Annotated in this window: 21 protein-coding genes; 8 read left to right on the forward strand and 13 right to left on the reverse strand. The window is 75.1% G+C overall.

Annotated features, from left to right (window positions below; translation table 11 throughout):
- Window position 1 precedes the first annotated feature (1 nt).
- The 5 genes from FB455_RS26225 to FB455_RS26245 form a co-directional block, all read right to left on the reverse strand.
- Window positions 2-1,612, reverse strand: coding sequence for an asparagine synthetase B family protein (locus tag FB455_RS26225; RefSeq protein WP_030272527.1), 1,611 nt, complete (start codon window positions 1,610-1,612; stop codon window positions 2-4).
- Window positions 1,613-1,616: 4 nt separating this feature from the next.
- Window positions 1,617-2,576: a hypothetical protein gene (locus FB455_RS26230; protein WP_145755145.1), complete on the reverse strand. Its 960-nt coding sequence runs from the start codon at window positions 2,574-2,576 to the stop codon at window positions 1,617-1,619.
- 102 nt (window positions 2,577-2,678) lie between these two features.
- Window positions 2,679-3,473, reverse strand: coding sequence for an isocitrate lyase/PEP mutase family protein (locus FB455_RS26235; protein ID WP_145755146.1), 795 nt, complete (start codon window positions 3,471-3,473; stop codon window positions 2,679-2,681).
- On the reverse strand, window positions 3,470-4,474 hold the full coding sequence (locus FB455_RS26240; RefSeq protein ID WP_486481575.1) for a cytochrome P450: 1,005 nt from the start codon (window positions 4,472-4,474) through the stop codon (window positions 3,470-3,472). The genes FB455_RS26235 and FB455_RS26240 overlap by 4 nt, the downstream gene beginning before the upstream one ends.
- 105 nt (window positions 4,475-4,579) lie before the next feature.
- On the reverse strand, window positions 4,580-5,323 hold the full coding sequence (locus tag FB455_RS26245) for an ArsR/SmtB family transcription factor (RefSeq protein ID WP_013476607.1): 744 nt from the start codon (window positions 5,321-5,323) through the stop codon (window positions 4,580-4,582).
- A gap of 125 nt (window positions 5,324-5,448) precedes the next feature.
- On the opposite strand from FB455_RS26245, the gene FB455_RS26250 reads away from it, so the two are divergent.
- The gene (locus FB455_RS26250; protein WP_030272533.1) at window positions 5,449-7,644 is read left to right on the forward strand and encodes a glycoside hydrolase family 43 protein; all 2,196 of its coding nucleotides are present in this window, start codon (window positions 5,449-5,451) and stop codon (window positions 7,642-7,644) included.
- A 37-nt stretch (window positions 7,645-7,681) separates the two neighbouring features.
- On the opposite strand, the gene FB455_RS26255 is transcribed toward FB455_RS26250, so the two are convergent.
- The 3 genes from FB455_RS26255 to FB455_RS26265 are packed head-to-tail and all read right to left on the reverse strand — an operon-like array spanning window position 7,682 to window position 10,007.
- Complete coding sequence (locus tag FB455_RS26255; RefSeq protein WP_030272535.1) at window positions 7,682-8,215, reverse strand: 2'-5' RNA ligase family protein; 534 nt, start codon at window positions 8,213-8,215, stop codon at window positions 7,682-7,684.
- Between the two features lie 44 nt (window positions 8,216-8,259).
- Entirely contained in the window at window positions 8,260-8,865 is a 606-nt protein-coding gene (locus FB455_RS26260) for a response regulator transcription factor (RefSeq protein WP_013286580.1), read from the reverse strand.
- Window positions 8,862-10,007: a sensor histidine kinase gene (locus FB455_RS26265; protein WP_030272538.1), complete on the reverse strand. Its 1,146-nt coding sequence runs from the start codon at window positions 10,005-10,007 to the stop codon at window positions 8,862-8,864. Before FB455_RS26265 ends, FB455_RS26260 begins: the two co-directional genes overlap by 4 nt.
- Before the next feature lie 132 nt (window positions 10,008-10,139).
- On the opposite strand from FB455_RS26265, the gene FB455_RS26270 reads away from it, so the two are divergent.
- Both FB455_RS26270 and FB455_RS26275 read left to right on the forward strand, forming a co-directional pair.
- Window positions 10,140-10,967: a hypothetical protein gene (locus FB455_RS26270; RefSeq protein ID WP_030272540.1), complete on the forward strand. Its 828-nt coding sequence runs from the start codon at window positions 10,140-10,142 to the stop codon at window positions 10,965-10,967.
- Between the two features lie 118 nt (window positions 10,968-11,085).
- Window positions 11,086-12,843, forward strand: coding sequence for a DEAD/DEAH box helicase (locus FB455_RS26275; protein WP_013476604.1), 1,758 nt, complete (start codon window positions 11,086-11,088; stop codon window positions 12,841-12,843).
- A 102-nt stretch (window positions 12,844-12,945) separates the two neighbouring features.
- Here the strand turns inward: FB455_RS26275 and lon are convergent, their stop codons facing one another.
- Window positions 12,946-15,282 carry an endopeptidase La gene (gene lon / locus FB455_RS26280; RefSeq protein WP_030272542.1) on the reverse strand — a complete coding sequence of 779 codons (2,337 nt, stop codon included), beginning with the start codon at window positions 15,280-15,282 and terminating at the stop codon, window positions 12,946-12,948.
- A 234-nt stretch (window positions 15,283-15,516) separates the two neighbouring features.
- Between lon and FB455_RS26285 the strand changes: the two genes are divergently transcribed.
- Complete coding sequence (locus FB455_RS26285) at window positions 15,517-15,864, forward strand: histone-like nucleoid-structuring protein Lsr2 (protein ID WP_013286585.1); 348 nt, start codon at window positions 15,517-15,519, stop codon at window positions 15,862-15,864.
- A gap of 206 nt (window positions 15,865-16,070) precedes the next feature.
- On the opposite strand, the gene FB455_RS26290 is transcribed toward FB455_RS26285, so the two are convergent.
- Complete coding sequence (locus FB455_RS26290) at window positions 16,071-17,333, reverse strand: hypothetical protein (protein WP_036311104.1); 1,263 nt, start codon at window positions 17,331-17,333, stop codon at window positions 16,071-16,073.
- A 314-nt stretch (window positions 17,334-17,647) separates the two neighbouring features.
- Window positions 17,648-18,514, reverse strand: coding sequence for a PDDEXK family nuclease (locus FB455_RS26295; protein ID WP_013476601.1), 867 nt, complete (start codon window positions 18,512-18,514; stop codon window positions 17,648-17,650).
- 106 nt (window positions 18,515-18,620) lie between these two features.
- Here FB455_RS26295 and FB455_RS26300 point away from each other — a divergent pair, with 106 nt between their 5' ends.
- Window positions 18,621-19,712 (forward strand): DICT sensory domain-containing protein, encoded by a 1,092-nt coding sequence (locus FB455_RS26300; RefSeq protein WP_013286588.1) that lies wholly within the window; start codon window positions 18,621-18,623, stop codon window positions 19,710-19,712.
- 31 nt (window positions 19,713-19,743) lie between these two features.
- A complete protein-coding gene (locus FB455_RS26305) occupies window positions 19,744-20,466 on the forward strand; it encodes a helical backbone metal receptor (protein ID WP_145755147.1) in 723 nt (240 codons plus the stop codon).
- 24 nt (window positions 20,467-20,490) lie between these two features.
- Here FB455_RS26305 and FB455_RS26310 read toward each other — a convergent pair whose 3' ends face one another.
- Window positions 20,491-21,189, reverse strand: a complete 699-nt coding sequence (locus FB455_RS26310) for a CBS domain-containing protein (RefSeq protein ID WP_013286590.1) — start codon at window positions 21,187-21,189, stop codon at window positions 20,491-20,493.
- Between the two features lie 218 nt (window positions 21,190-21,407).
- Here FB455_RS26310 and FB455_RS26315 point away from each other — a divergent pair, with 218 nt between their 5' ends.
- Together FB455_RS26315 and FB455_RS26320 are read left to right on the forward strand one after the other, a co-directional pair.
- Window positions 21,408-21,989 carry a DoxX family membrane protein gene (locus tag FB455_RS26315; protein WP_030272549.1) on the forward strand — a complete coding sequence of 194 codons (582 nt, stop codon included), beginning with the start codon at window positions 21,408-21,410 and terminating at the stop codon, window positions 21,987-21,989.
- 152 nt (window positions 21,990-22,141) lie between these two features.
- Window positions 22,142-22,510 (forward strand): FKBP-type peptidyl-prolyl cis-trans isomerase, encoded by a 369-nt coding sequence (locus tag FB455_RS26320; protein ID WP_013286592.1) that lies wholly within the window; start codon window positions 22,142-22,144, stop codon window positions 22,508-22,510.
- Window positions 22,511-22,597: 87 nt separating this feature from the next.
- Here FB455_RS26320 and FB455_RS26325 read toward each other — a convergent pair whose 3' ends face one another.
- Complete coding sequence (locus tag FB455_RS26325) at window positions 22,598-22,996, reverse strand: STAS domain-containing protein (RefSeq protein ID WP_145755148.1); 399 nt, start codon at window positions 22,994-22,996, stop codon at window positions 22,598-22,600.
- Between the last annotated feature and the right edge of the window lie 132 nt (window positions 22,997-23,128).

Genomic DNA, 23,128 nt, shown 5'->3' on the forward strand with positions numbered 1-23,128 from the left:
CTCACCCGGGCAGGGGCGCCTCGTCGCCTCGGGTGCGGCGCGGGTTGACCAGCCGGCGGACCATCGGGGCGGCGTTCCAGCGGGCCGCGCCGACCAGGTCCCGAGCGTGTTCCAGCACCGTGTAGTCGGGCCGGGCGATGCCCTCGGCGATGGCCCGGTCGAGGTCGTTGCCGCAGCGGGTGAGCACGCTGTCGAAGTCCCGGCGGACCGGTTCCAGAAGGTCGTAGCCGAAGGAGCGGTGCAGCCGGGCGAACAGCGGCTTGTAGAGGCGGGCCCGCTCGTGCAGCCCGGACGAGTACGACATCGGGTTCTTCGGCCGCTGCCGGACGTAGGAGGGCAGCACGTCCGCGAAGGCCCGCCGGACGATCCACTTCTCCTGCCCGTCGCGCAGTTTGACGTCCAGCGGCAGCCGCATGGCCAGCTCGACGACGCTGAGGTCGAGGAACGGCACCCGGGCCTCCACGCCGTGCGCCATGCTGGCCCGGTCCACCCGTTGCAGCTCGGTCCGGCACAGGTTGCGGATCTTGTGGAGGAACAGGCGACGGGACCGCTCCGGGCCGACCCGGTGGTACATCGGGTACCCGCCGAACAGCTCGTCCGAGCCGTCGCCGGTGAGCACCACCCGGACGCCCAGCTCGCGCAGCCGCCGGAAGATCGGCACCGAGACGACCGCGTTGATGATGTCGCCGTACTCAGTCAGCTCGGAGACCCGGATCGCCTCGCGCACGTCGGCGAGCCGGATGTCGCGGGGCCGTAGCTCGATCACCTCGTGCGGTACGCCGAGGTCGGCGGCGAGCCGCCGGGCGTACGCGACGTCCGGGCTCTCCGGCACGCCGATGGTGACCGCCACGCAGTCCGGGTGCAGTTCCCGGGCGTGCAGCAGCGCCAGTGAGCTGTCCAGACCGCCGGAGAGCACCACGCCGACGGTGAGGTCGGTGTCCAGCCGGGCGCGCATGGCGTCGGTGAGCGCGACGCGGACCAGCAGGGCCGCCTCGTCCGGGTCGTCGATCACCGGCAGGCCGTCGCCGAGGGTGAGCAGGTCGACGTGCGGACCGACCCGGACCGGGCGGCCGGGCTCGACCCAGCCGTGGTGCCCGGGCGCCACCTCGCCGATCGGCGCGCCGTGTCCGACCAGCGCCTTGACCTCGGAGGCGAGGTGCAGGCAGCCGGGCAGGCGGGACCAGTAGAGCGGCTTGACGCCGAGCGGGTCGCGGGCCAGGTACGTCCGGCCGGTGTCGCGCTCAACGATCACGAACGCGTACTCGCCGCGCAGCCGGCGGACCGCGTTCTCGCCCCACTGGCGGAACGCGGTGAGCACCACCTCGGTGTCGCCCGCGGTGATGAACCGGTGGCCCAGCCGGGTCAGCTCGGCGCGCAGCTCGTGGTGGTTGAAGATCTCGCCGTTGAAGCAGAGCAGGTGCCGCTCGTCCGGCGACATCCACGGCTGGACGGACCGTTCCCGGTCCACGATCCTCAGCCGCCGTACGCCGGCGAGCAGGCCGTTCTCCTGCCGGGTCTCGGTGACCTCACCGCGCGGCGCGAGCGCGGCGAGCATCCGCCGGAAGGTGGCCGGATCCGCCTCGGGGCCGATGCTCAGCGCGATGCCGCACACCGGGTCACACCCCCATCTCGGACTCGTACGCCCGCCGGTACCGGCGACGGGCGGCCGGGGCGAGACACACGTGCCAGGCCTGTCCCTCGTCGACCACGTTCACCTCGCCGGCGTCCTGGCGGGCCAGCAGCAGCCCGGCGAGCGCCGGGCGGGCGCCGAAGCGGTCGTACCACTCCAGTTCGACGTCGGCGGCCCAGCCGAGGCAGTGCCCGCTGGGCACCATCGCGGCGTACCCGAGGCGGCGCAGCCGGTACTGGTGCTCGGCGCTGCGGGCCAGGCTGGTCACCCAGAGCGGCGGCGTGCCGTCCGGCGCGACGGCCGTGAACTCCCGGGCCAGGTCGTTGAGGAACGCGATCATCTCGCGGCGGGCCCGGCGGAACAGCAGCCCGGCGGTACGCGGGGTGGCGTCCGGGCGCACCCGTCGCCGCACCGCCCGCAGCCCGCGTCCCACCACTGTGGCGGGCTGTTCCTGGTAGCGGAACTCGATCAGGCCGCGGCGGCGCAGCCACTCCAGGTCGACCAGTTCGGTGCTGGTGCGGACCTGGTCGTCGGTGAGGAACGTCGGGCTGTCCCGCCACCAGAGCACATCGACGCGGGAGAGCAGGTAGATGCGGACCAGCGCGGTGAGGTCCTGCGCCGAGCTGCGCGCGTTGGGCTGGTAGCGGGCCATCTCCAGCAGCAGCGTCTCCCGGGCGCCGATCAGGCCCTGCGGCGTGGCGTCGAGGACGGCGGCGATGGCCGGTTCGCGCAGCCGCTGGTCGAGCAGCACCTGGCGGGCGGTGGTGGACGGCGCGTCGGCGAGCGCGCCCACCTCGACCAGGAGTTCCGCCACCGCCGCCCGGTACGCGGACAGGTCCGGCTCGGTGCCGGCGCGCCGGCCACCGGCGGGCACCCGCCGGGCGGGAGCGGTGGACGTGACGGCGGGACCGGGCTGGCGACCGGGGCTGCGGCTGGGCACTCGCATGGTCTCCGTCCCCTCTCGGTCAGGACACGGCGTGATTGGGCCTGCACACACCGTAATGAGCCGAGAGGGCGGCAATCGCCCCATCTCCCCCGATGCGCCCGATCAGGTGGCGGACGGTGGCACCAGCGCCTGCACCTCCTCGTACGTGGGCGGTGCCGGCAGGCCCGCGTCGCGCCCGGCGCCGATCGCGTCGGTCAGGCGCAGCGCCGTTCCGAGGGCCGCCCGGAACAGCAGTGAGCCGGTGCTGACCCGGGCCACGCCGAGCCGTCCGAGGGCGGCCAGGTCCGGGCCGCCCGGCCGGTACAGCACGTTGAGCGGCAACCCCGCCTCGGCGGCGAGCACACCGACCAGTTCGTCGGGCGCGCCCGGCACGAACAGGCAGTCGGCCCCGGCGGCCCGGAACAGCGCCGCCCGCCGCCGCGCCTCGTCCAGCGGCGACGCCACGCCCAGCCACCAGGCGTCGGTGCGGGCGTTGACGAAGATCTGCGGTACGGCGGCGCGGACCGCCGCGATCACGGCGGCGACGTGCTCCGCCGGGGCCAGGCGCCCGTCCCGGCGGCCGTCCTCCACGTTCACGCCGACCACGCCGAGCGCGGCCAGCTCGCCGACGAAGCGCGCCACCTCCGCCGGGTCGTCGTGGAAGCCGTCCTCGACGTCCACAGTCAGCAGCGCCGGCAGGTTCCGCAGCCGGTACGCCAGCTCCAGCGTCTCGGCGCGGGTGGCGCGGACCGCGTCCGGCCGCCCGGCCGCCGCCGCCACGCCCAGGCTCGTCGTGCCGATCGCCTGATGTCCCCGGGCGGCGAGCGCCGCGGCGGAGGCGTGGTCCCAGGCGTTCGGCAGGAGTAGCGGTTCGCCGCGCCGGTGCAGGTCACGGAATGCGCGGTACCGGTCGGTCATCGCAGGATCACCTCGAGTCGGGTCGTCGGAACGTCAGGAGTCGGGCGGGCGGGACGGCAGCGGCGGCGCAGCACGCCGACCACGCCAGCGGCCAGGGCGAGCGCGTGCCGCTGCCCGGGGCAGCCGCGGGGACCGGCGCCGAACGTCAGCGCGGCGTTCGCCCGGCCGGCGCGGAAGCGGTCCGGCTCCGGGAAGGCCGCCGGGTCGCGGTTGGCGGCGTCGAACCGCAGCAGCAGCCGCTCCCCCGCGCGCACCGGTTGGCCGCCCAGGCTCAGCGGGTCGGCGGCGACCCGGCGGGTGACCCGTACCGGCGGGTCGAGGCGCAGCACCTCGGCGAGCAGCGCGTCGGTCCCGAGCCCGTCCGGCGCGGCGAGCCCGTGCCGGACGGCGGCCACGATCAGCCCGGCGGTGGCGTCGGCGGCCTGCACCAGCAGCCCGAGCCGGTTCGCTGTCACCTCGGCCGGAGCGGGCGGCGACATGGCCAGCAGCGCCGCCACCGCCCGGTCCGCCCGCCGCACCGCCGCCGGTTCGGCGCCCGGGTGGTAGGCGGCGGCCACCGCCGTCACCTCCGCGACGGCCGCCGCCGGGTCGGCCAGGCCGAGCCGCTCCGCCAGCACCACGAGGGGTACGCGCCGAGCCAGGTCACCGGTCACGTCCACCCGGTCACCGCCGTTGTCCCCGGTCGCGGCGCGGTCGAGGATCCGCCCGGTGAGCCGTTCCACGGCCACACGCAGTTCCCGCGGGTCGAGGGCGTCGAGCGCCGCCACCCCGACGGCTCGCCGCGCGGCATGCCGGTCCGGCGGACTGAACCGGCTCACCGAGGCGCGCAGCCATGCCAGGCCGCCCTCCGGCGCCTGCTCGGCGGGCGGCACCACGCAGCGGGGATCAGTCAGGACGGAGACGACGTCCGCGTACCGGGTGACCACCCAGCCGCCGTCGTCCGAGGTCGGCGGCCCGCAGGGCGGTGTGCCCGGAGCAGCCGTGATCGTCGGTGAATCCATCGTCCGACCGTAGGGCGCCGACAGTTCGGTCCGAACCGAACGATCCGGCCGGGCACATCCGGCGGCCCGGCGCGGGCGGGACGGGTGCCGCGGGGCACGGGCGGGTCAGGCGCGCGCCGGGCCGGTGTCGCGGGAGGCGGGCGGGGCCAGCAGCGCCGGGTCGACGGCGAGCGTCTCGGCCAGCGCGTCCCGCCCGGTGGCGGTGAGCCGTACCGCCCGGCCGGTGCCGCGCGCGGTCCAGCCGAGGTCGAGGAAGCGCCCGCACAGCGCCGCCCCGACCGCGCCGGCCAGGTGCGGGCGCCGTTCGGTCCAGTCCAGGCAGTCGCGGACCAGGGGTCGCCGGGTGGCGCGCAGCGGTTCGACCGGCACGCCGAGACGGTCCAGCCAGGTCATGCCGGCCCCGGTCAGCGCGAGGCCGCCGGTGCGGTCGAGGACGCCTCGGTCGAGCAGGGCGTCGTGCAGCAGCACGCCGAGCCGCCCGGCCAGGTGGTCGTAGCAGGTGCGGGCGTACGCCAGGGCGGCGCCGGCCGACGCGGCGCGCAACGTGCGGGGCGGGGTCGCCGGTGCGGGCGCCCGCGCGGCCAGGTCCTCGACGAGCTGGGCGACGCCCGGGTCGGCGAGGCGGACGTACCGGTGGCGGCCCTGCCGCTGCTCGACGAGCAGGCCACCGGCGACCAGCCGGGTGAGGTGGTCACTCGCGGTGGACGCGGCGACCCCGGCGGCGCGGGCCAGCTCTCCGGCGGTCCAGGCGCGGCCGTCGAGCAGGGCCAGGCAGAAGCCGGCCCGGGTGGGGTCGGCGAGCAGCGCGGCGAACCCGGCGAGTCCGCGGCCGTCGGCACCGGTGGTCATCGGCCCATGCTGACACGGGCACGGTTCGGGCCGCGCCGAACGGTCAGGGGGTTCTTTACAGCGCTCTCTCCAACGTTGTAGAAACGGTGGCACCGCACCTCCGTCTATCCCCGAGGGCAGGCCCGATGGGACACCTCCGCCGCGGTGGCGCGCTCGCCGCCGTACTCACGCTTCTGCTCGCCGGCGCGGCCCCCGCGTCCGCCGCCGGGCCCGACCGCTACCGCAACCCGGTCTCCGCCGGGTTCGCCGACACCTTCGCCGACCCGGTCGTGGTGCGCGGCGACGACGGACTCTGGTACGCCTTCGGCACCTCCGACCCGCTGCGCGAGGGCGAGGGCCGCACGCATCGCGTGCCGATCGCCCGCTCCGCCGACCTGGTCGACTGGACCTACGCCGGCGACGCGTTCGCCCCGGACCAGCGGCCCGCCTACGCCGCTACCGGAGCCGCGTTCTGGGCGCCGGACGTGCGGCGGGTGGCCGGCCGGTGGGTGATGTACGTGACGGTCACCGACACAGACGTCTCCGACGACACGTTCGACACCGCGGTCGGCGTGGCCACCGCGCCGAGCCCGGCCGGGCCGTGGACGTTCGGCGACACGCCCGTGGTCGCGCCGCGACCGGGCGCCGGCGGCGGTTACCTGTGGACGATCGACCCCAGCCAGCTCACCGGCGCCGACGGCCGCCACTGGCTCTACTACGGCAGCTACTACGGCGGCATCTCGGTCACCGAGCTGTCCACGGACGGGCTGCGCGCGGTCGGCACGCCCACGCCCGTCGCGATCGACAACAAGTTCGAGGGCGCGTACGTGCTGCGCCGCGACGGCTGGTACTACCTGTTCGCGTCCACCGCGAACTGCTGCGCCGGGCCGGCCACCGGCTACTCCGTCCAGGTCGGCCGTTCCCGTGACCCGCGCGGCCCGTTCACCGACCGCGACGGGCAGCGCCTCGACGTCTCCCGGGCCGGCGGCACGCCGGTGCTCACGCAGAACGGCAACCGCTGGATCGGCACCGGGCACAACGCGGTGCTCACCGACCTGTCCGGGCAGGACTGGATCGCCTACCACGCGATCGACCGCGCCGACCCGTACCTGGACGAGCCGTTCGGCGTCAACGAGCGGCCCATGCTGCTCGACCGGCTCGACTGGATCGACGGATGGCCCACTGTGAACGCGGGCGCCGGCCCCTCCGACACCGCCCGGCCCGCGCCCGTCACCACCGGCCCGGTCGACGCCCGCTTCGCCACCGCGGACCTGCGCGGCTGGCGGGCCGGGCACGGCCACTGGCAGGCCGCCGACGGGGTGCTGACCGGCAGCGGCACGCTCACCTCGCGTACCCGGATCGGCGGTGACCTGCGCGCGGAGACCGACCTGCGGCTGACCGGCGCGGCCACCGCCGGGCTGCGGCTGGGTGGCGTGGACGTCCGCGTCGGGCGCGGCCGGCTGAGCGCGGGCGGCGCGACCACCGTGCTGCCCGCCGGCCTCGACCTGGGCGACCGGCACAATCTCGCCATCGAGGTACGCGGGCGGCAGCTCGTCGCCACGCTCAGCCCGTCCCGCCTCGGCGACCCGGTCTCCCAGGTGTCGCTGCGGCTGCCCCGCCCCGGCGCCGGTGAGCTGTCAGTGCGCGCCGATGGCGGCCCGGCCGAGTTCGACAACGTCAGCGCCGTCCGGCTGTACCGTCCGGCGCAGCACACCGTCCCCGACCCCCGGGTCGGACCGGTGCTGCGCGGCTACTCCGACGAGTTCACCGGCGGGCTCGACCCGGCGTGGCGGTGGGTACGCCAGGACCCGGCCGCCACCGTGTCCGGCGGCGCGCTGCGCTGGCCGGTGCAGGACGCCGACCTGTCCGGCACCGGCAACACCGCCGGGGTGCTGCTGCGCGACGCCCCGGCCGGGAACTACGTCGCCGAGACCAAGGTGACGCTCGACCTGGGCGAGGACAGCGTGCGCAACTACCAGCAGGCGGGCCTGGTCGCGTACGTCGACGACGACCGGTTCGCCAGGCTGACCCAGGTGGCCATCTGGAACACCCGTCAGGTCGAGTACGGCTACGAGCTGCCGTTCGCCGGTCAGCCGGTGTACGGCGGCAGCATCGTCGGCACCCCCGGCACCACCACCTGGCTGCGGCTGGCCCACCGGGTCGACCCGGTCAACGGCGAGCACGAGTTCCGGGCCGGGTCCAGCCGCGACGGCAAGCACTGGACGTGGGGCGCGGTGTGGACGTTCCCGGCGGACACGACACCGCGGATCGGGCTGGTGGCGCACGGCGGGGCCACACCAGCGGTGACCGCCGAGTTCGACTACCTGCGCTTCCACCGCTGACGTCCGGGGCCGCCCCCTCCCCGGGGGGCGGCCCCGCTCAGCCGCCGGAACGAGGGCAGGCGGTGGTCAGCTCGCTGACGGTGCGGGTGTCGCCGTCGTAGCTGCGCGCCGCCACGAACGCCCCGGCCGGCGGATGTGCCCCGGCGACCGCCCGGGCCCGGCGCCGGTCCGCCGCGCCGAACCGCAGCGCCAGGCTCAGGTGCGGCACCCACCGGCCGGGCTGGTGCCACGAGTGCCCGCCGGACGCCTCGGCGAGCACGTCCCAGACCGCGCCGTGCAGCGCGACGAGCTGCGGGGTCGGGCGGACCAGCCACACCAGTGGCGCGCTGCCGTCGAGCACCGCCACCCGGCCCAGCCGCACCGGCAGCGGCAGCGCCGCGTCACAGAGGTCGGCCAGGCGCTGCTCGACGCCGGGCGGGAACTCCTCGACCGAGGCGAGCGTCAGGTGCGGCCGGTTCGTCGGGTGCGTGTTGCGGGCCAGGCTGGGCAGCCCGGCGGCGGCGAGCCGGTCCCAGGCGGCGCGAACCGCCGCTTCCAGTTCGGGAGAGCAGAGCAGTTCGACCGTCCGCACGTGATCAGGCTAGTCGGCGTCAGCCGCCCGCGACGCCCCGTACGTCAGAGCCAGCCGGCCTCGCGCGCCCGCCGTACCGCCTCCGCCCGGTCGGCGGCGCCGAGCTTCTGCACGCAGGCGCTGAGATGGTTGCGGACCGTTCCGGCGGCCAGATGGGTCCGCCGGGCGATCACCGCGACCGGGGTGCCCAGCTCGGCCAGCCGCAGCGTCTCCAGCTCGCGCGGCGTCAGCGGGCACTCCGGCAGGGTGAGCGCGTCGGCCGCGAGCGCGGGATCGACGTAACGCGCCCCGGAGTGCACCCGGCGGATCACGTCGGCCAGCGCGCCGCCGGGGGCGCCCTTGGCGAGGAACCCGCGTACCCCGGCGGTGAGCGCCGGCCGGAGCTGGGCGGGCCGGCCGTGTCCGGTGAGGATCACCGGCGCGCAGCCGGGTAGCGCCCGGGTCAGCTCGGCGGCGACCTCGACGCCTCCGGGCGGCGGCATCTCCAGGTCGAGCACGGCGACGTCGGGGCGGTGGGCCAGCGCCGCGTCCAGGGCGCTGCGCCCGTCGCGGGCGTGCGCGACCACCTCGATGTCCGGTTCCAGGTCGAGCAGCGCGGCCAGGGCGAGCCGGATCAGCTCCTCGTCGTCGGCCAGCAGTACCCGGATCACGGCGTCACCGGCACCGTCGCCACCAGGCTGAACACGCCGTCGGCGGCATCGGCCCGGACCCGTCCGCCGGCCGGGGCGAGCCGGTCGGCCAGGCCGCGCAGGCCGCCGCTGAGCCGGTCCGGTCCGGCGTCGTCGCGGACACCGTCGTTGCGTACGGTCAGCGTCACCACGCCGTCCCCCTGGATGATCTCGATCCGGCACCAGCCGGCCCGGCTGTGCCGCAGCACGTTCGTCCCGGCCTCACGCAGCACGGCGGCCAGGTCGGCGGCGACCGCCGCGGGCACCTCACCGGCGGGCGGGACCACTGTCGTGCGTACCCCGCTGGAGCGCAGCACCTCCCCCACCGCCGCGGCCTGCTCGGCCAGGTCGACGGCGCGGTAGCCGTGCACCGCCGCCCGGACCCGGTTCAGCGCCGAGCCGGCCAGCCGCCGGGCCTCGGCCGCCTCCCGGGCGGCCCGGCCGGCGTCGCGCGGCGCCAGCCGCTCCGCCAGCTCGGCCTTGAGCGCGATCACCGTCAGGTCGTGGCCGAGCAGATCGTGGACGTCCCGGGCGAAGCGCAGCCGTTCCTCGGCGGCGGCGAGCCGCGCCTGGGCGGCCTGCCCCTGCCGGGCCTCGACGAGCAGGTCCCAGAACCAGACCTGGACCCAGGTGAGCGCGGCGATCCCGGCGCCCACCACGCCGGTGACCAGCAGCGCCGTGGTCACCGGCCCGCCCGTCGACCAGGTGACGACGGCCGACACCGCGAGGACGCCGGCCGCCGCCACCACCGCGACGACGGGCCGGAACAGCAGCGGCGTCATGCCGACCAGGGACGCGCCCAGCCACGCCCAGGTGGGCCAGGTCCCGGCCGCGACCGGGCCGAGCAGCGGCAGGCTGAGCAGCGCCGCCGCGATCAGCGCGGCGTGCCGGCGACGACGGGCCGGTACGGGCAGCCACGGCGTGACCGCGGCGTGCAGCACCGCGATCTGGGCGACCGCGAATCCGAGCAGCCCGACGGCGCCCAGCGCGACGCGTACCGGGTCGGGCTCGCGGGCCAGGCCGACGACGGGCAGCAGCACCGTCGTCCACACGTTCGTGGCCAGCGACAGCAGGGTGACCCGCCGGGCCCGGCGCAGCCGGTGGTCAGCGGAATCGACTGTCATGCCCGCCGATCCTAGGGCGTGCGGCGCCCCGCCCACCCCCGAGAAACGTCACGGCCGGACCGTGCGATCCGCACGGTTTCCCGATGACTGACGCGCCTTCTCCGGTGCGCCGGGCGGCGGCAGGGTCGGGGCATGACAGAGATGACTGTGGGCGTACCCCGGCGGTGGGCCGGGTGGGCGCGGACCCGGCACCTGGCCGGGATGGTGGTGGCGATGGTGGCCGGGATGGTGCTGCTCGGGCCGCTGTGGCAGGTGGGCGGGAACCTGCTGGGAGGTGCGGCGGTGCTGGCGCGGCCGGACGTGGCCGCGCTGGTGATGGCGACGAACATGGCGGCGGGCATGGCCGCGTGGATGTGGTACCGGGGGGACGGCCGGGCCGCCACCGCGGAGATGTCGGCGGCCATGTACGTGCCGTTCCTGCTGCTGCTCCCGCCCTGGTGGGCCGGGTGGGTCGGGGACGACACGCTGCTGCTCGGCGGTCACCTGCTGATGGTGCCGGCGATGCTGCTGGTGGCGCTGCGGCACCGGCACACGCCCGCCGCGCCGCCGCGCCGGCACCCGGTCGCCGCGGCCGTGGCGCGCGGGTGGCCCGCCGGGCTGGGGCTGCTCATGACGGTGGACATGTGGTTCGCGCCCAGCGTCTTCGCGCCGTGGACGCTGCTGGTCCTGCCGGCCGGCTACCTGCTGATCGGCACCTGGCGGCGGCAGTGGGGCGACCGGCGCGCGCTGGCGGCGCAGCTCGCCGGGGCGGCCGTGTGGGGCGGCCTGGCGGTCGTGGCGATGATCGCGTCCGCCGACGTCGCCGGGGTGCTCGTCGGGGTGGGCTGGCTCGTCCACGCGGCCTGGGACGGCTGGTACCACCGCACCGGCGCGGTGGTACCGCGCGGGTACGCGCTGTGGTGCGCGGTGTTCGACGTCGGAGTGGGCCTCACCACGCTGCTGGCCGTCCTGTCCCGGTGATCCGGCGGGGGCACGGGGCCACGCCGGATCACCCGGAGGGGACGGCACACAGGTGGCGCGGCGAACGTTTGACCCGGTCGCCGCGACCGCCGCGCGGCGGTGATGAAAAGCTTGTCGCATGAACGCCGCACCGACCCCGACCGACCCCGCCCTTCCCGCCGACGCCGAGGACGGCATCGCCTTCGCCGATCTCGGGCTGCGCACCGAGTTGCTGGGCGCGCTGTCCGCGCTCGGTTACGAGGAACCGACGCCGATCCAGCGGGAGGCCATCCCCCCGTTGCTGGCCGGGCAGGATCTGCTGGGCCAGGCGGCGACCGGTACGGGCAAGACCGCCGCGTTCGCGCTGCCGCTGTTGCAGCGGATGCCGGTGGGGCGGGCCGAGGGCGACCCGGTGTCGCTGGTGCTGGTGCCGACGCGGGAGCTGGCCGTGCAGGTCTCCGAGGCGTTCCACCGCTACGGCAAGGACCTGGGCGCCCGGGTGCTGCCGATCTACGGCGGGCAGCCGATCGGCCGGCAGCTGCGTGCGCTCGACCACGGGGTGGACGTGGTGGTGGCGACGCCCGGCCGGGCGCTGGACCACATCGCCCGGGGCACGCTGCGGTTGGGCGCGCTGAGCACGGTGGTGCTGGACGAGGCGGACGAGATGCTCGACATGGGCTTCGCCGAGGACATCGAGGCGATCCTGGAGCACGCCCCGGCCGGCCGGCAGACGGTGCTGTTCTCGGCCACCATGCCGGCCCGGATCGACGGGCTGGCCCGGCAGCACCTGACCGACCCGGTCCGCATCCGGATCGAGCGGGAGCGGCCGGTCGCCGGGGAGGCGCCCCGGGTGCGGCAGAGCGCGTACATCGTGGCCCGGGCGCACAAGCCGGCCGCGCTGGGCCGGGTGCTGGACGTGGAGTCGCCCACCGCGGCGATCGTGTTCTGCCGCAGCCGGGAGGAGGTGGACCGGCTCACCGAGACGATGAACGGCCGGGGCTACCGGGCCGAGGCGCTGCACGGCGGGATGAGCCAGGAGCAGCGGGACCGGGTGATGGGCCGACTGCGCGCCGGTACGGCGGACCTGCTGGTCGCCACCGACGTGGCCGCCCGTGGCCTGGACGTCGAGCAGCTCACCCACGTGGTCAACTACGACGTGCCGTCCGCCCCGGAGTCGTACGTGCACCGGATCGGGCGGGTCGGCCGGGCCGGGCGGGAGGGTGTGGCGATCACGCTCGCCGAGCCGCGTGAGCACCGGATGCTCAAGACCATCGAGCGAGTCACCGGCCAGCGGATCGCCATCGACAAGATCCCCACTGTCGCGGACATGCGTACCCGGCGGCTGGAGCTGACCCAGGGCGCGCTGCGGGAGAGCCTGCTGGAGGACGACCTTGACCCGTACCGGGCGATCGTGGAGTCGCTCACCGACGAGTTCGACCTGGTCGAGGTGGCGCTGGCGGCGGTGAAGCTGGCGCACGAGGCGACGTCGCCGGGCTCGGACGACGAGGAGGAGATCCCGCAGGTTCCGGTCCGGGGTCCGCGCGAGGGCCGCCCGGAGGCCGGCGGGCGGGGTGAGCGCCGGGGTCCGGCGCGCCCGCGTACCGGCGGCACCACCCAGGTCTTCATCGGTCTGGGCCGCCGGGCCGGGGTACGGCCGCAGGACCTGGTGGGCGCGATCACCGGGGAGACCCGGATCAGTGGCCGGGACATCGGCTCGATCGAGATCGCCGACCGGTTCTCGCTGGTCGAGGTGCCGCAGGGGGTCGCCGACGAGATCATCGCGGGGCTGCGCGGCACCACCATCAAGGGACGCAAGGCCACAGTGCGACGGGACCGGGACGGCGACGGGCCCGGTGAGCGCCGCGACCGGGGCTACGAGCGGCGCGACCGCCGCTGAGCCCGGCGCGACCGGCTTCCGTGCCGGCCGGCGTGGAGACCACAGCGGGCGGACACGACGGCGCCCCGGCCACCGTGCGTACGGTGGCCGGGGCGACGGTCGTCAGGCCGCGGCGAGCGCCGGACCGTCCAGCGACTCCGTGCCGATCTCGACCGGGCGCAGCGCCAGTGCGAGCACGTCCGCCACGTCGGACAGGGTGTGCACGGTCAGCGCCTCCCGCACCTCGGCCGGCAGGTCGTCCAGGTCCGGCTCGTTGCGCTTCGGGATGATCACCTCGGTGAGGCCGGCCCGGTGCGCGGCGAGCAGCTTCTGCTTCACGCCGCCGATGGGCAGCACCCGGCCGGAGAGCGTCACCTCGCCGGTCATCCCGAACTCGGGCCGCACCGGCCGCCCGGTCACCAGTGAGGCCAGCGCGGTCACCATGGTGATGCCGGCGCTCGGGCCGTCCTTGGGCACCGCGCCCGCCGGGACGTGCAGGTGGATCCGCCGCCCGGCCAGCGCGTTCGGGTCCAGCCCGTAGCGCCGCCCGTTCGACCGCAGGTACGACCACGCGATGTGCGCGGACTCCTTCATCACGTCGCCGAGCTGGCCGGTGAGCGTCAGCCCCGGCTCACCCTCCATCGTGGTGGCCTCGATGAACAGCACGTCGCCACCGGCGCCGGTGACCGCGAGTCCGGTCGCCACGCCGGGTACTGCGGTCCGTTCGGCCGACTCCGGGGTGAACTTGGGCCGGCCCAGGTAGCGGGCCAGGTTGCCGGCGTCGACGTGCACCGGCGCGGAGTCCGTGGCGAGCGCGACCGCGACCTTGCGCAAGATCTTGGCGAGAGCGCGTTCGAGCTGCCGAACGCCGGCCTCCCGGGTGTACTCACCAGCGATCAGCGCCAGCGCCTCGTCGGCGACTGTCACCTCGTCGGTGGTCAGCCCGGCCCGTTCCCGCTGCTGGGGCAGCAGGTGGTCCCGGGCGATGGCGACCTTCTCGTCCTCGGTGTAGCCGTCCAGCGCGACCAGCTCCATCCGGTCCAGCAGCGGGCCGGGGATCGCCTCGACCACGTTGGCGGTGGCCAGGAACAGCACGTCGGACAGGTCGAGGTCGACCTCCAGGTAGTGGTCGCGGAACGTGTGGTTCTGCGCCGGGTCGAGCACCTCCAGCAGGGCCGCCGCCGGGTCGCCGGAGTAGCCGGCGGCCAGCTTGTCGACCTCGTCGAGCAGCACGACCGGGTTCATCGAGCCGGCCTCGCGCAGCGCCCGCACGATCCGGCCGGGCAGCGCGCCCACGTAGGTGCGCCGGTGACCGCGGATCTCCGCCTCGTCCCGGACACCGCCGAGGGAGACGCGGACGAAGTTGCGGCCCAGCGCCCGGGCGACCGACTCGCCGAGGCTGGTCTTGCCGACACCGGGCGGACCGGCCAGGGCCAGCACCGCGCCGGAACCGCGTCCGCCGACCACGCCGAGGTTGCGCTCCGCGCGCCGGTTGCGCACCGCGAGGTACTCCAGGATGCGGTCCTTCACGTCGGCCAGGCCGGCGTGGTCGGCGTCGAGCACGGCCCGGGCCGCGGCCAGGTCCATGTTGTCCTGGGTACGCGTGTTCCACGGCATCTCCAGGACGGTGTCCAGCCAGGTACGGATCCAGCCCGCCTCGGGTGAGGCGTCGCTGGCCCGCTCCAGCTTGCCGACCTCGCGCAGCGCCGCCTCGCGGACCTTCTCCGGCAGGTCGGCGGACTCCACCCGGGAGCGGTAGTCGGCGGAGCCGTCCGGCTCGTCCTCGCCGAGTTCCTTGCGGATCGCGGCGAGCTGCTGGCGGAGCAGGAACTCGCGCTGGGACTTCTCCAGCCCTTCGCGGACGTCGCTGTTGATCTGCTCGGTGACCTCCTGCTCGGCGAGGTGTTCCTTCACCCAGCCGACGAGCAGTTCCAGCCGGGCGGTGACGTCCGGCGCGGCGAGCAATTCGGTCTTCTGCGTCAGGCTGAGCCAGGGCGCGTAACCGGCCGAGTCGGCCAGCTCGGACAGGTCGGTCATCCGCTCCATCGCGTCGATCACCTGCCAGGCGCCGCGCTGCTGCAGCACCGAGGTCATGAGCGCGCGGTACTCGCGGGCGAGTTCGCGGGCGCGGCCCGCCGGTGCGGGTTCGTCGAGTTCGGTCGCCTCGACCCAGAGCGCGGCGCCGGGACCGGGCACGCCGGAGCCGATGCGGGCGCGGGTGAGACCGCGGACGACCGCCGCCGGTTCGCCGCTGGGCAGCCGGCCCACCTTCTCGATCGTGGCTACCACGCCGACGGAGCCGTACTCGCCGTCGAGGCGGGGTACGGCCAGGAGTTCCTTGTCGCCGGTGGCGCGGGCCGCGTCGACGGCGGCCTGGGTGGTCGGGTCGAGGGTCACCGGGATGACCATCCCGGGCAGCAGGACGGCGTCGGTCAGTGGGAGTACCGGAAGAGTTGCCATCGAACACCTGCCATCACGTTGGTTGAGCGTGTCTGGCTCAAGTAACAAAACGTGCCCCTTGTTCCGGGTTGTGACCCACGCCACTACGAAGCGCCGCGTTCCCGCGCTCCGCACCCAATGGCGGCGCCCTTTACCGCGACCCGCCGAATGGAAACAGTCGGCTATTGTTGCGGAATTACCGCGCGGTAGGTCAAACTCTTAGCCACACCCCGCCCGACACAGGGAGTAATGGCGATGGCAAGGAAAGTAATCACCGTTCTGACCGACGACCTCGACGGCGGAAAGGCCGATCGGACCGTCGAGTTCAGCCTGGACGGCGTGGCGTACACGATCGACGTCTCCGACGAGAACGCGGGCGTCCTGCGCAAGGCGCTGGATCCGTACATCAGCGCTGGCAGGCGAATCGGCCGGGGAGCGACCGAGGTCGCCCGCGGCGCACGCCGCACCGCCCGGCCGAGCACCTCGGGAATGGACCGCGAGCAGAACCGCGCCATCCGGGAATGGGCCGCCAAGAACGGGTTCGAGATTTCCGAGCGCGGGCGCATCCCGGTGTCGGTGGTCGAGGCGTACAAGAACCGCTGACCGCCACCGGTTCACCGTCGGGCATCCCGGGGTCACGCTGAGAAATCGGCGCGGCCCCGATCGGCTTTCTACGGTCAGCGCTTTTCATCCGGCCGGATACCGCCGGCACGAAATTTCTTCCGGGATCACCTTTCACCGTGCCCGTACGCGGGAACGGCAGCGGCCGCCCGGAGGAGTCCCCCGGACGGCCGCTGCCGTTCGCCCGCTCAGTTGACCCGGATGCGCACCACGTCGATGGCGGGAGTCTGGTTGGCCCGCTCCATCATCGGGATGCGGTGCGAGCCGTCACCGGCCCAGACCGCGCACTGCGCCACGCCCGACTGCGCCAGGCCCGGAATCTGGATCAGCACGTCGTCCGGCTGGTTGCCGCCCCGCCCGTCCTCGGTGGCCACGAAGAAGGCCGGCACGTCCTGCGGGTTCGGAGGCTGCCGGGTGCTGCCGAGCATGCGGCAGGCGGTGTGGAAGTGGCCGCGCACCAGGCCCTGGCCGTTGAGCAGCGAGCTCTCCAGGTAGTAGCCGCCCTGGCCGGCGGCGAGGAAGCGGTCCCGCACCAGGTTCTTGGTGGTGACCCGGAGGGTGAACGGCTGGTTGCGCCGCACCTGGTTCGGGAACTGCGTGATCAGCAGCGACGGGTTGTTCGCCGCGGCGCCCACCTCACCGAACGCGGTGCTCACGCACCGGTTGCCGTTCTGAAAGCCGTCGTGCGCCTGGAGCTGGCTGCCGGAGCAGTCCTTGGCGAGCACGTTCAGGCCGTTGCCGCCACCGTTGTTCTGGCCACCGCCGTTGTTGTTCCCGCCGCCGTTGTTCCCGCCGTTCTGACCGCCGTTGTTGTTGCCGCCGTTCTGGCCCCCGTTGTTGTTGCCGCCGTTCTGACCGCCGTTGTTGTTCCCGCCGTTCTGGCCGCCGTTCTGCGGGGTGTCGGTCACCGCGCACTGGGCGAGCTGGTCCAGGCCCTGCGGGCGCTGGGCGACCCGGCCGATGGCGGTGGCGATCCGGTTGAGCGCCGCGGTCCGCTTGTCCGCGAGCGGACGCAGGATCGCGTTGTTGATGAACTCGCCGCCGTTGCGGCCCTCCGCCGCGAGCCGCCGGTTCGCGTCGGCGATCTGCGACTCCAGCAGCGCCAGGGTGCGGTCCACCTCGGCGCGGGCCTGACCGGGCACCTGCGGCAGCCGGCCCCGGACGTCCGGGCAGGCCACGGTCGGGGTGCCGGCGCCCGCGCCGCCCGCGTTGGTCTGCTGGCACTCGGCCGGCGACATCTGCCCGTCGCCCCAGTGGTTGCGGACCCAGCGGCCGTTCTGCCAGGTACGGGTGGTGCTGCCCTGGCCGTCCGGGGCGGTCGCCCCGGGGCTCGCGGGCACGCAGGACGCCGAGGCGGCGCGGGTGGTCGTCCGCCGGTCCTGGGCGGACGAGATCTGGGTGACGGCGACGATGCCGCCGAAGACCGCGAGCGTGCCGACAACCGCCAGCATCCGCTTGCTCCGCGCGTTACCGGATGACCGGCGCGCCCGTGTGGACCTGCGCATCGAATTGCTCTCCTTCACGATCCGGTAGTTGACTGGTGATCCCGGCGGACCGACGAATTCGGGGTGTGAGATCACTGCGACGCTCAGTCGCGCGTCAATGGCCGACGATGCCCTTTCCGCACCGTCTCCGCGCCGTCCGGGCGCGGCGGGGAAGATCTGCGTCCATTCCCGATGAGGTACGGAGCGCCGTCGGCGAAGGTTCAACCGGAGATCGGAAAAAAATCGAAAAGTCGCCGTCCTCGCCGGCGAGGACGGACGGCTCAGTCGGCGCAGAGGTGATCGAAGGCGAACCCGCCGTCGAAGGAGTCCCGCCGGGCGGCCAGCGCGCGTACCCGCCGGAGAAGCTCGTCGCGGTCCAGCAGGGACGGCGCGGCACCGTCGAGGTCACGCAACCGCTCCCCCAGCGCCACAGCCGCCAGGTCCTCGGCGAGCCGCCCCGGGTCGACGCCGCAGGAGAAACCGCGCGAGGTCAGCCGTACCCGCTCCAGCAGGCAACGGCCGGGCCGCACCTCGGCCCAGGCCCAGCCCTCCGCCGGACCGTCGGTCCAGCGCACGTGCAGGCCGCGCACGATCGGGTCGGCGATCCGGCCCGCCACGTACGCCTCGACCGCCTCGACCCGGGCCAGCGCGCCCAGGTCGTTCACCGGTCCGCGCCGGCCGTCCGGCAGCCGGCCGATGATGTCCCGGAAGCCGACCGTGTCACCGCCGTCCGGGTCGGTGCCGTCGGCGTAGGCCCGCGCGTCCAGCACGTACTCGACGAACCGGCGGACCTGCTCCGCGCCGCCCAGCGTCGGCGACTCGACGCGCACCAGCGGCAGGCCGACGGCGACGCAGACCGCGTCGGTCAGCCGTTCGGACCGTCGCGCGGCCGATCCGTCGGGGGCGGGCGCGGTGAACCGCACCGCGAAACGCGGCAGCCCGGTGTCGGCCGCGCAGACCACCAGGTCGAGCGACGCCCGCCCGGCGGTGCTCCACTGGCTGCCGGTGACCCCGGGCGGGCGGCCCTGCACCAGGTCGCCTAGCCGCCGCCCGGTGTGGCCGAGGTGGCCGGCACGGACCAGGGACGGCGCGGCGCCGGGCGGGATCGGCCGCAGCCAGGAGGCGGTCACGCTGCCTGTGCTCGTCATCTCGCCCCGATCCCCCTCGTCCGGTCGACGCCCGAGTGTAGGCCGCGCGGCACGACCGGTCCGGCCGACCGGTGCGCTACCGCGCCCGTCCCTCTAGGCTCTGCCCGTGCCCAGCGGACGGACCCCGGAACAGTTCACCAAACGCAGTCTCGTCACCGTCTCCCACGCCATCGAACGCGCGGCGCTCGCCGAGGCCGAGGACGGCCCTCTCGTCGTGCTCGCGCTGTTCCAGCGGCTGCCGTACTTCGCCCGGGAGCGCGAGGTCTACCGGCGCATCGCCGGCCGCGCCGCCGTGACGGTGGTGGCGATGGTCGGCGGACCGCCGCCCGACCTGCCGGACGGTACCTACGGCGTGGCGCTGGACGAGGCGGAGGCGCTTGCCCGGGAGTGGACGGTGGTGGCGCTGAGCCCGCGTTTCGGCGCCACACTCGTCGCGCACGACCGGGCCGAGGTGGCGCCCGCGCCGACGCTGGAGTCCGGCCGGCTGTTCGAGGGACGCTGGGGCTTCCGCCGCGACGAGGCGCTGCACGAGGCGATCCGGCTGCGCGAACAGCTCGCCGAGCGGCTGCCCGCCGCGGCGCGTACCGCGCTGGACGAGGCGATCGCCCGGGTGCGGGACATCCCGGCCGGGCCCGGCGAACCGCGTGCCGAGGCGGCGCTGCGGCTGCTGGCCCGCCGCGGCGACCGGAACAACCAGCCGGTCGAGCCGGCCGAGACGATGCTGGACGAGCCCGGCCTGGCCCGGTGGTCCGGCGCGGACGGGGTGACCGCCTCCGGCACGCTGCCGGTGGCGCTGGTCGGCCTGCGGGTGGACGCGCCGCCCGGCTCGCCGGAACGCTTCGGCCGCCGCGGCGTCGCCCGCGAGGGACACGCCGTGCTCACCGCGATCACCGCCGTGCTGCGGCCGGTCGACCGCGCGCTGCGCGTCACCGAGAACGAGTTCCAGCTCCTCCTGCCGGGGCTCGACGAACCGGCCGCGCTGGAGGTGGTACGCCGGCTGCACGACGCGATCGGCGCGTTGGCCCGGTCGTACCCGTTCATGGCGTACACAGTGCACGCGGCGGTCGGGGTGACCACCCGGCGGCCGCTGCCCACCGCGGACCTGCGCGCCGCAGTCGACTGGGCGGTACGCAAGGGCCTTCCGGTGGCGGGCCTGCCGCCGGAGACCGCCGACGCCGTGACCGCGGCGGCCCGCTGACCGGCGGTCCGGCTCAAGGGGAGGAGACGCGGTGCGGGTGGTGTCGCTGGTGCCGTCGCTGACCGAGGCGGTCGCGGCCACCCGCCCGGAGGCGCTGGTCGGCGCGACCGACTGGTGCACCCACCCGGCCGGGCTGGACGTCGCCCGGGTCGGCGGGACGAAGTACCCGGACCTGGACCGGGTGCTCGCCCTGGAGCCGGACCTGGTGCTGCTCAACGAGGAGGAGAACCGGCTGGCCGACGCCGAGGCGCTGCGCGCGGCCGGGGTGCCGGTCCGGGTCACCTTCCCGCGTACCGTGCCGGAGGCCCTCGACCAGCTCGGTGAGCTGGTCGACGCGCTCGGCGCGCCGGCCGAGCCGCAGTGGCTGCGCGAGGCCCGCCGTGCCTGGGCCGCACTGCCCGCGCCGGGACGCGTCCGCACCGCCGTGGTGCCGGTGTGGCGACGGCCGTGGGTGGTGCTGGGGCGGGACACGTTCGCCGGGGACGTGCTGGCCCGGCTCGGTGTGCGCAACGGCTGGGCCGACGACGCGGAACGCTATCCCCGGCCGAGCCTGGACGAGCTGCGCGCCCGGGCGCCGGACCTGGTGGTGCTGCCCGACGAGCCGTACCGGTTCACCGCCGACGACGGGCCGGAGGCGTTCCCCGGTGTGCCGGCGGCGCTGGTGTCCGGCCGGCACCTCACCTGGTACGGGCCGTCGCTGGCCGAGGCCCCCGCGCTGCTGGCCGCCCAGCTCGCCACCGAGGGCCCCACCTGACCGGCGGGGCCCGGGTGGCGACGCTCAGGCGACCGGGGTGGCGTGCACCGGGTCCAGCTCCATCAGCGTGGTGTCGTCCACGTCGTACCCGATCGCGTTGTGCACCGCGACCACGCCCGCGACCTGGGCGGCGAGACGGCCGGCCAGCTCGACGGCGCTGCGCCGGTCCAGCCGCCCGTCCATGGTGACCTCGCCGCCGCGGACCTGGACCGTGACCAGGCCGTCGCGCACCGACAGCACCCGCCGCAGCACCTCGTGCACGACCTCCTCGCGGATCTCCGCGTCGGAACGCAGGTGCACGCGCAGCAGGTCACCGCGGGTGACGATGCCGGCGAGCCGGCCCAGGTCGTCCAGCACCGGGAGCCGCTTGACGGCCTCGTGGTCCATCAGCCGGGCGGTCGCCGCGAGCGACGCCCGCTCGTGGGTGGTGACCGCGGGCGCGGTCATCAGGTCCCGGGCGACGAGCGCGCCCGCCTTCTCCCGCGCGGTACGGCGGCGCCGTCCCTCGAAGACCCGCCGCTCGTCCGGGTGACCGGACCGCTCCACCTTGTGCAGCAGGTCCGCCTCGGAGATCACCCCGAGCACCCGGCGGAACGAGTCCACCACCGGCACACCGCTGATCCGCTGCCGCACCAGCACGTCGACGACCTCGCGGTACGGGGTCTCCTCCGTCACCGTGGCGACGTCCCTGGTCATCACGTCGGTAACCTGCCACGTCCTCATCACGACCTCCTCGTGCCGGGTCTCCACCTGCGACGGTAGGCCGCCGGCGTACGGCCTGGTCAGGGGCGGCGGACCGGCTGCGAGGGGCCGACCGGACCGGGTACGGACGGGACCAATGACCCGGTCACGAGGGCACCTCTCGGCCCTGCTCCCGGGCGCCGCGCGGCGGTGGAATGAATGTGCCACCGGGAAGCGCGGTGCGAGGCACAGGAAGGGACGTGGAGACCATGACCGCGACAATCGAGCGGACCCCCGCCGTCAAGCGGACCCCCGCCGCCACCATCGCTCCGGCGGCGCACACCGAGACCACCCGCCAGAAGGCCACCCGGTACGTCTGGGCCGGGCTGCGGCTCGCCCTGGGCTGGGTGTTCCTCTGGGCCTTCCTCGACAAGATGTTCGGCCTCGGCCACGAGACCCCGGCGAAGAACGCCTGGATCAACGGCGGCAGCCCCACCAAGGGCTTCCTCGGACACGCCGTCGAGGGACCGTTCGCGGGCATCTACCAGAACCTGGCCGGCGCGGCCTGGGCGGACTGGCTGTTCATGGTCGGCCTGCTCGGCATCGGTGTCGCCCTGATGCTCGGCATCGGCATCCGGGTCGCCGCCGTCGCGGGCGGTCTGCTCCTGGTCCTGATGTGGACGGCCGTGCTGCCCCCGGCGAACAACCCCTTCATGGACGACCACCTCATCTACGCGGGCCTGCTGGCCGGCCTGGCCCTGGTGGGCGCCGGCAACACCCTCGGCCTCGGCCGGGCCTGGGCGAGGCTCCCCCTGGTCCAGCGTCTCCCCTGGCTGAAGTGACCAGCTCGCCCCGGGGCGGGCGTCGCCGACAGGCGACGCCCGCCTCTTTCGTGTCCCCGCCACGCCGGTGTGCGGGGACCGGCGCGTATCGGCCGGTCACGATCCGGCAGGATCGACTGTGACCACACCGTCAGCACCGAGGAGACCCGCTCATGGACAAGCCCCAGATCGGCCCGATCGAGGGCGCGCCGCCCGCCGATCTGGTCGTCGAGGACATCACCGTCGGCGACGGCCCGGAGGCCCGCGCGGGCCAGCTGGTGAGCGTGCACTACGTGGGCGTGGCCCACTCGAACGGCCGCGAGTTCGACGCCTCGTGGAACCGGGGTGAGACGTTCGAATTCCCGCTCGGCGGCGGCCAGGTCATCGCCGGCTGGGACCAGGGCGTCGTGGGCATGAAGGTGGGCGGCCGGCGCAAGCTCACCATCCCGCCGCACCTGGGCTACGGCGCCCGGGGCGCGGGCGGCGTCATCAAGCCGAACGAGACGCTCGTCTTCGTGGTGGACCTGCTCGGCGTGCGCTGAGCGCAACGCCGTTCACATCGGGCCGTCGGCTTCCGCGCCGGCGGCCCGGCGTGCGCCCGGGCTGCGTGCGCCCGGGCCGCCGGCCGTTCAGGCCGCGCAGGCCATCAGCTCGTGGGCGCGGCCGGACGGATCCTGGGCGCGGCCGGGCAGGTCCTGGGCGCGGTCGGTGCAGCGCACCGGGAGCACCCGGTGCAGGCCGGTCACCCGCAGCACCCGGGCCACCACCGGGTCGGGGTCGGTGAGCACCAGCTCGCCGCCGCGGGCCCGCACCCGCAGGTGGGTGGCGACGAGCGCGCGGACCCCGGCGGCGGAGAGCAGCCGCACACCGGACAGGTCGACCCGCAGCACCGGCCGGGCCGGCGCCGCCCAGAGCGCCGCCCGGAACGCCGTCACGGAGGCGATGTCGATCTCGCCGACCGGGCGCAGCTCGACCACGTGATCGTGCACGTCCGTCACCACGTGGAAGCGCTCACCGCTGTGTACCATGCGGCCAAACCTACCCGGGCCCACCGACATTTCCGGACCTCGCGGCAGGGGTTCCGGGTAGTGTCCGGGAACCGACCCCGAGCCGTCTCAGGGTCATCCCGCAACCGCCACGCCACGTCGCGCGGGAAACGG

The sequence above is a fragment of the Micromonospora sp. CNZ296 genome, assembly GCF_007827635.1.

Bases quoted from the DNA above. Each gene is read 5' to 3' on its own strand.
- FB455_RS26230 (WP_145755145.1), bottom strand. From the start codon at position 2,576: ATGCGAGTGCCCAGCCGCAGCCCCGGTCGCCAGCCCGGTCCCGCCGTC.
- FB455_RS26235 (WP_145755146.1), bottom strand. From the start codon at position 3,473: ATGACCGACCGGTACCGCGCATTCCGTGACCTGCACCGGCGCGGCGAA.
- FB455_RS26240 (WP_486481575.1), bottom strand. From the start codon at position 4,474: ATGGATTCACCGACGATCACGGCTGCTCCGGGCACACCGCCCTGCGGG.
- FB455_RS26245 (WP_013476607.1), bottom strand. From the start codon at position 5,323: ATGACCACCGGTGCCGACGGCCGCGGACTCGCCGGGTTCGCCGCGCTG.
- FB455_RS26250 (WP_030272533.1), top strand. From the start codon at position 5,449: ATGGGACACCTCCGCCGCGGTGGCGCGCTCGCCGCCGTACTCACGCTT.
- FB455_RS26265 (WP_030272538.1), bottom strand. From the start codon at position 10,007: ATGACAGTCGATTCCGCTGACCACCGGCTGCGCCGGGCCCGGCGGGTC.
- FB455_RS26270 (WP_030272540.1), top strand. From the start codon at position 10,140: ATGACAGAGATGACTGTGGGCGTACCCCGGCGGTGGGCCGGGTGGGCG.
- FB455_RS26275 (WP_013476604.1), top strand. From the start codon at position 11,086: ATGAACGCCGCACCGACCCCGACCGACCCCGCCCTTCCCGCCGACGCC.
- lon (WP_030272542.1), bottom strand. From the start codon at position 15,282: ATGGCAACTCTTCCGGTACTCCCACTGACCGACGCCGTCCTGCTGCCC.
- FB455_RS26285 (WP_013286585.1), top strand. From the start codon at position 15,517: ATGGCAAGGAAAGTAATCACCGTTCTGACCGACGACCTCGACGGCGGA.
- FB455_RS26290 (WP_036311104.1), bottom strand. From the start codon at position 17,333: ATGCTGGCGGTTGTCGGCACGCTCGCGGTCTTCGGCGGCATCGTCGCC.
- FB455_RS26295 (WP_013476601.1), bottom strand. From the start codon at position 18,514: ATGACGAGCACAGGCAGCGTGACCGCCTCCTGGCTGCGGCCGATCCCG.
- FB455_RS26310 (WP_013286590.1), bottom strand. From the start codon at position 21,189: ATGAGGACGTGGCAGGTTACCGACGTGATGACCAGGGACGTCGCCACG.
- FB455_RS26320 (WP_013286592.1), top strand. From the start codon at position 22,142: ATGGACAAGCCCCAGATCGGCCCGATCGAGGGCGCGCCGCCCGCCGAT.
- FB455_RS26325 (WP_145755148.1), bottom strand. From the start codon at position 22,996: ATGGTACACAGCGGTGAGCGCTTCCACGTGGTGACGGACGTGCACGAT.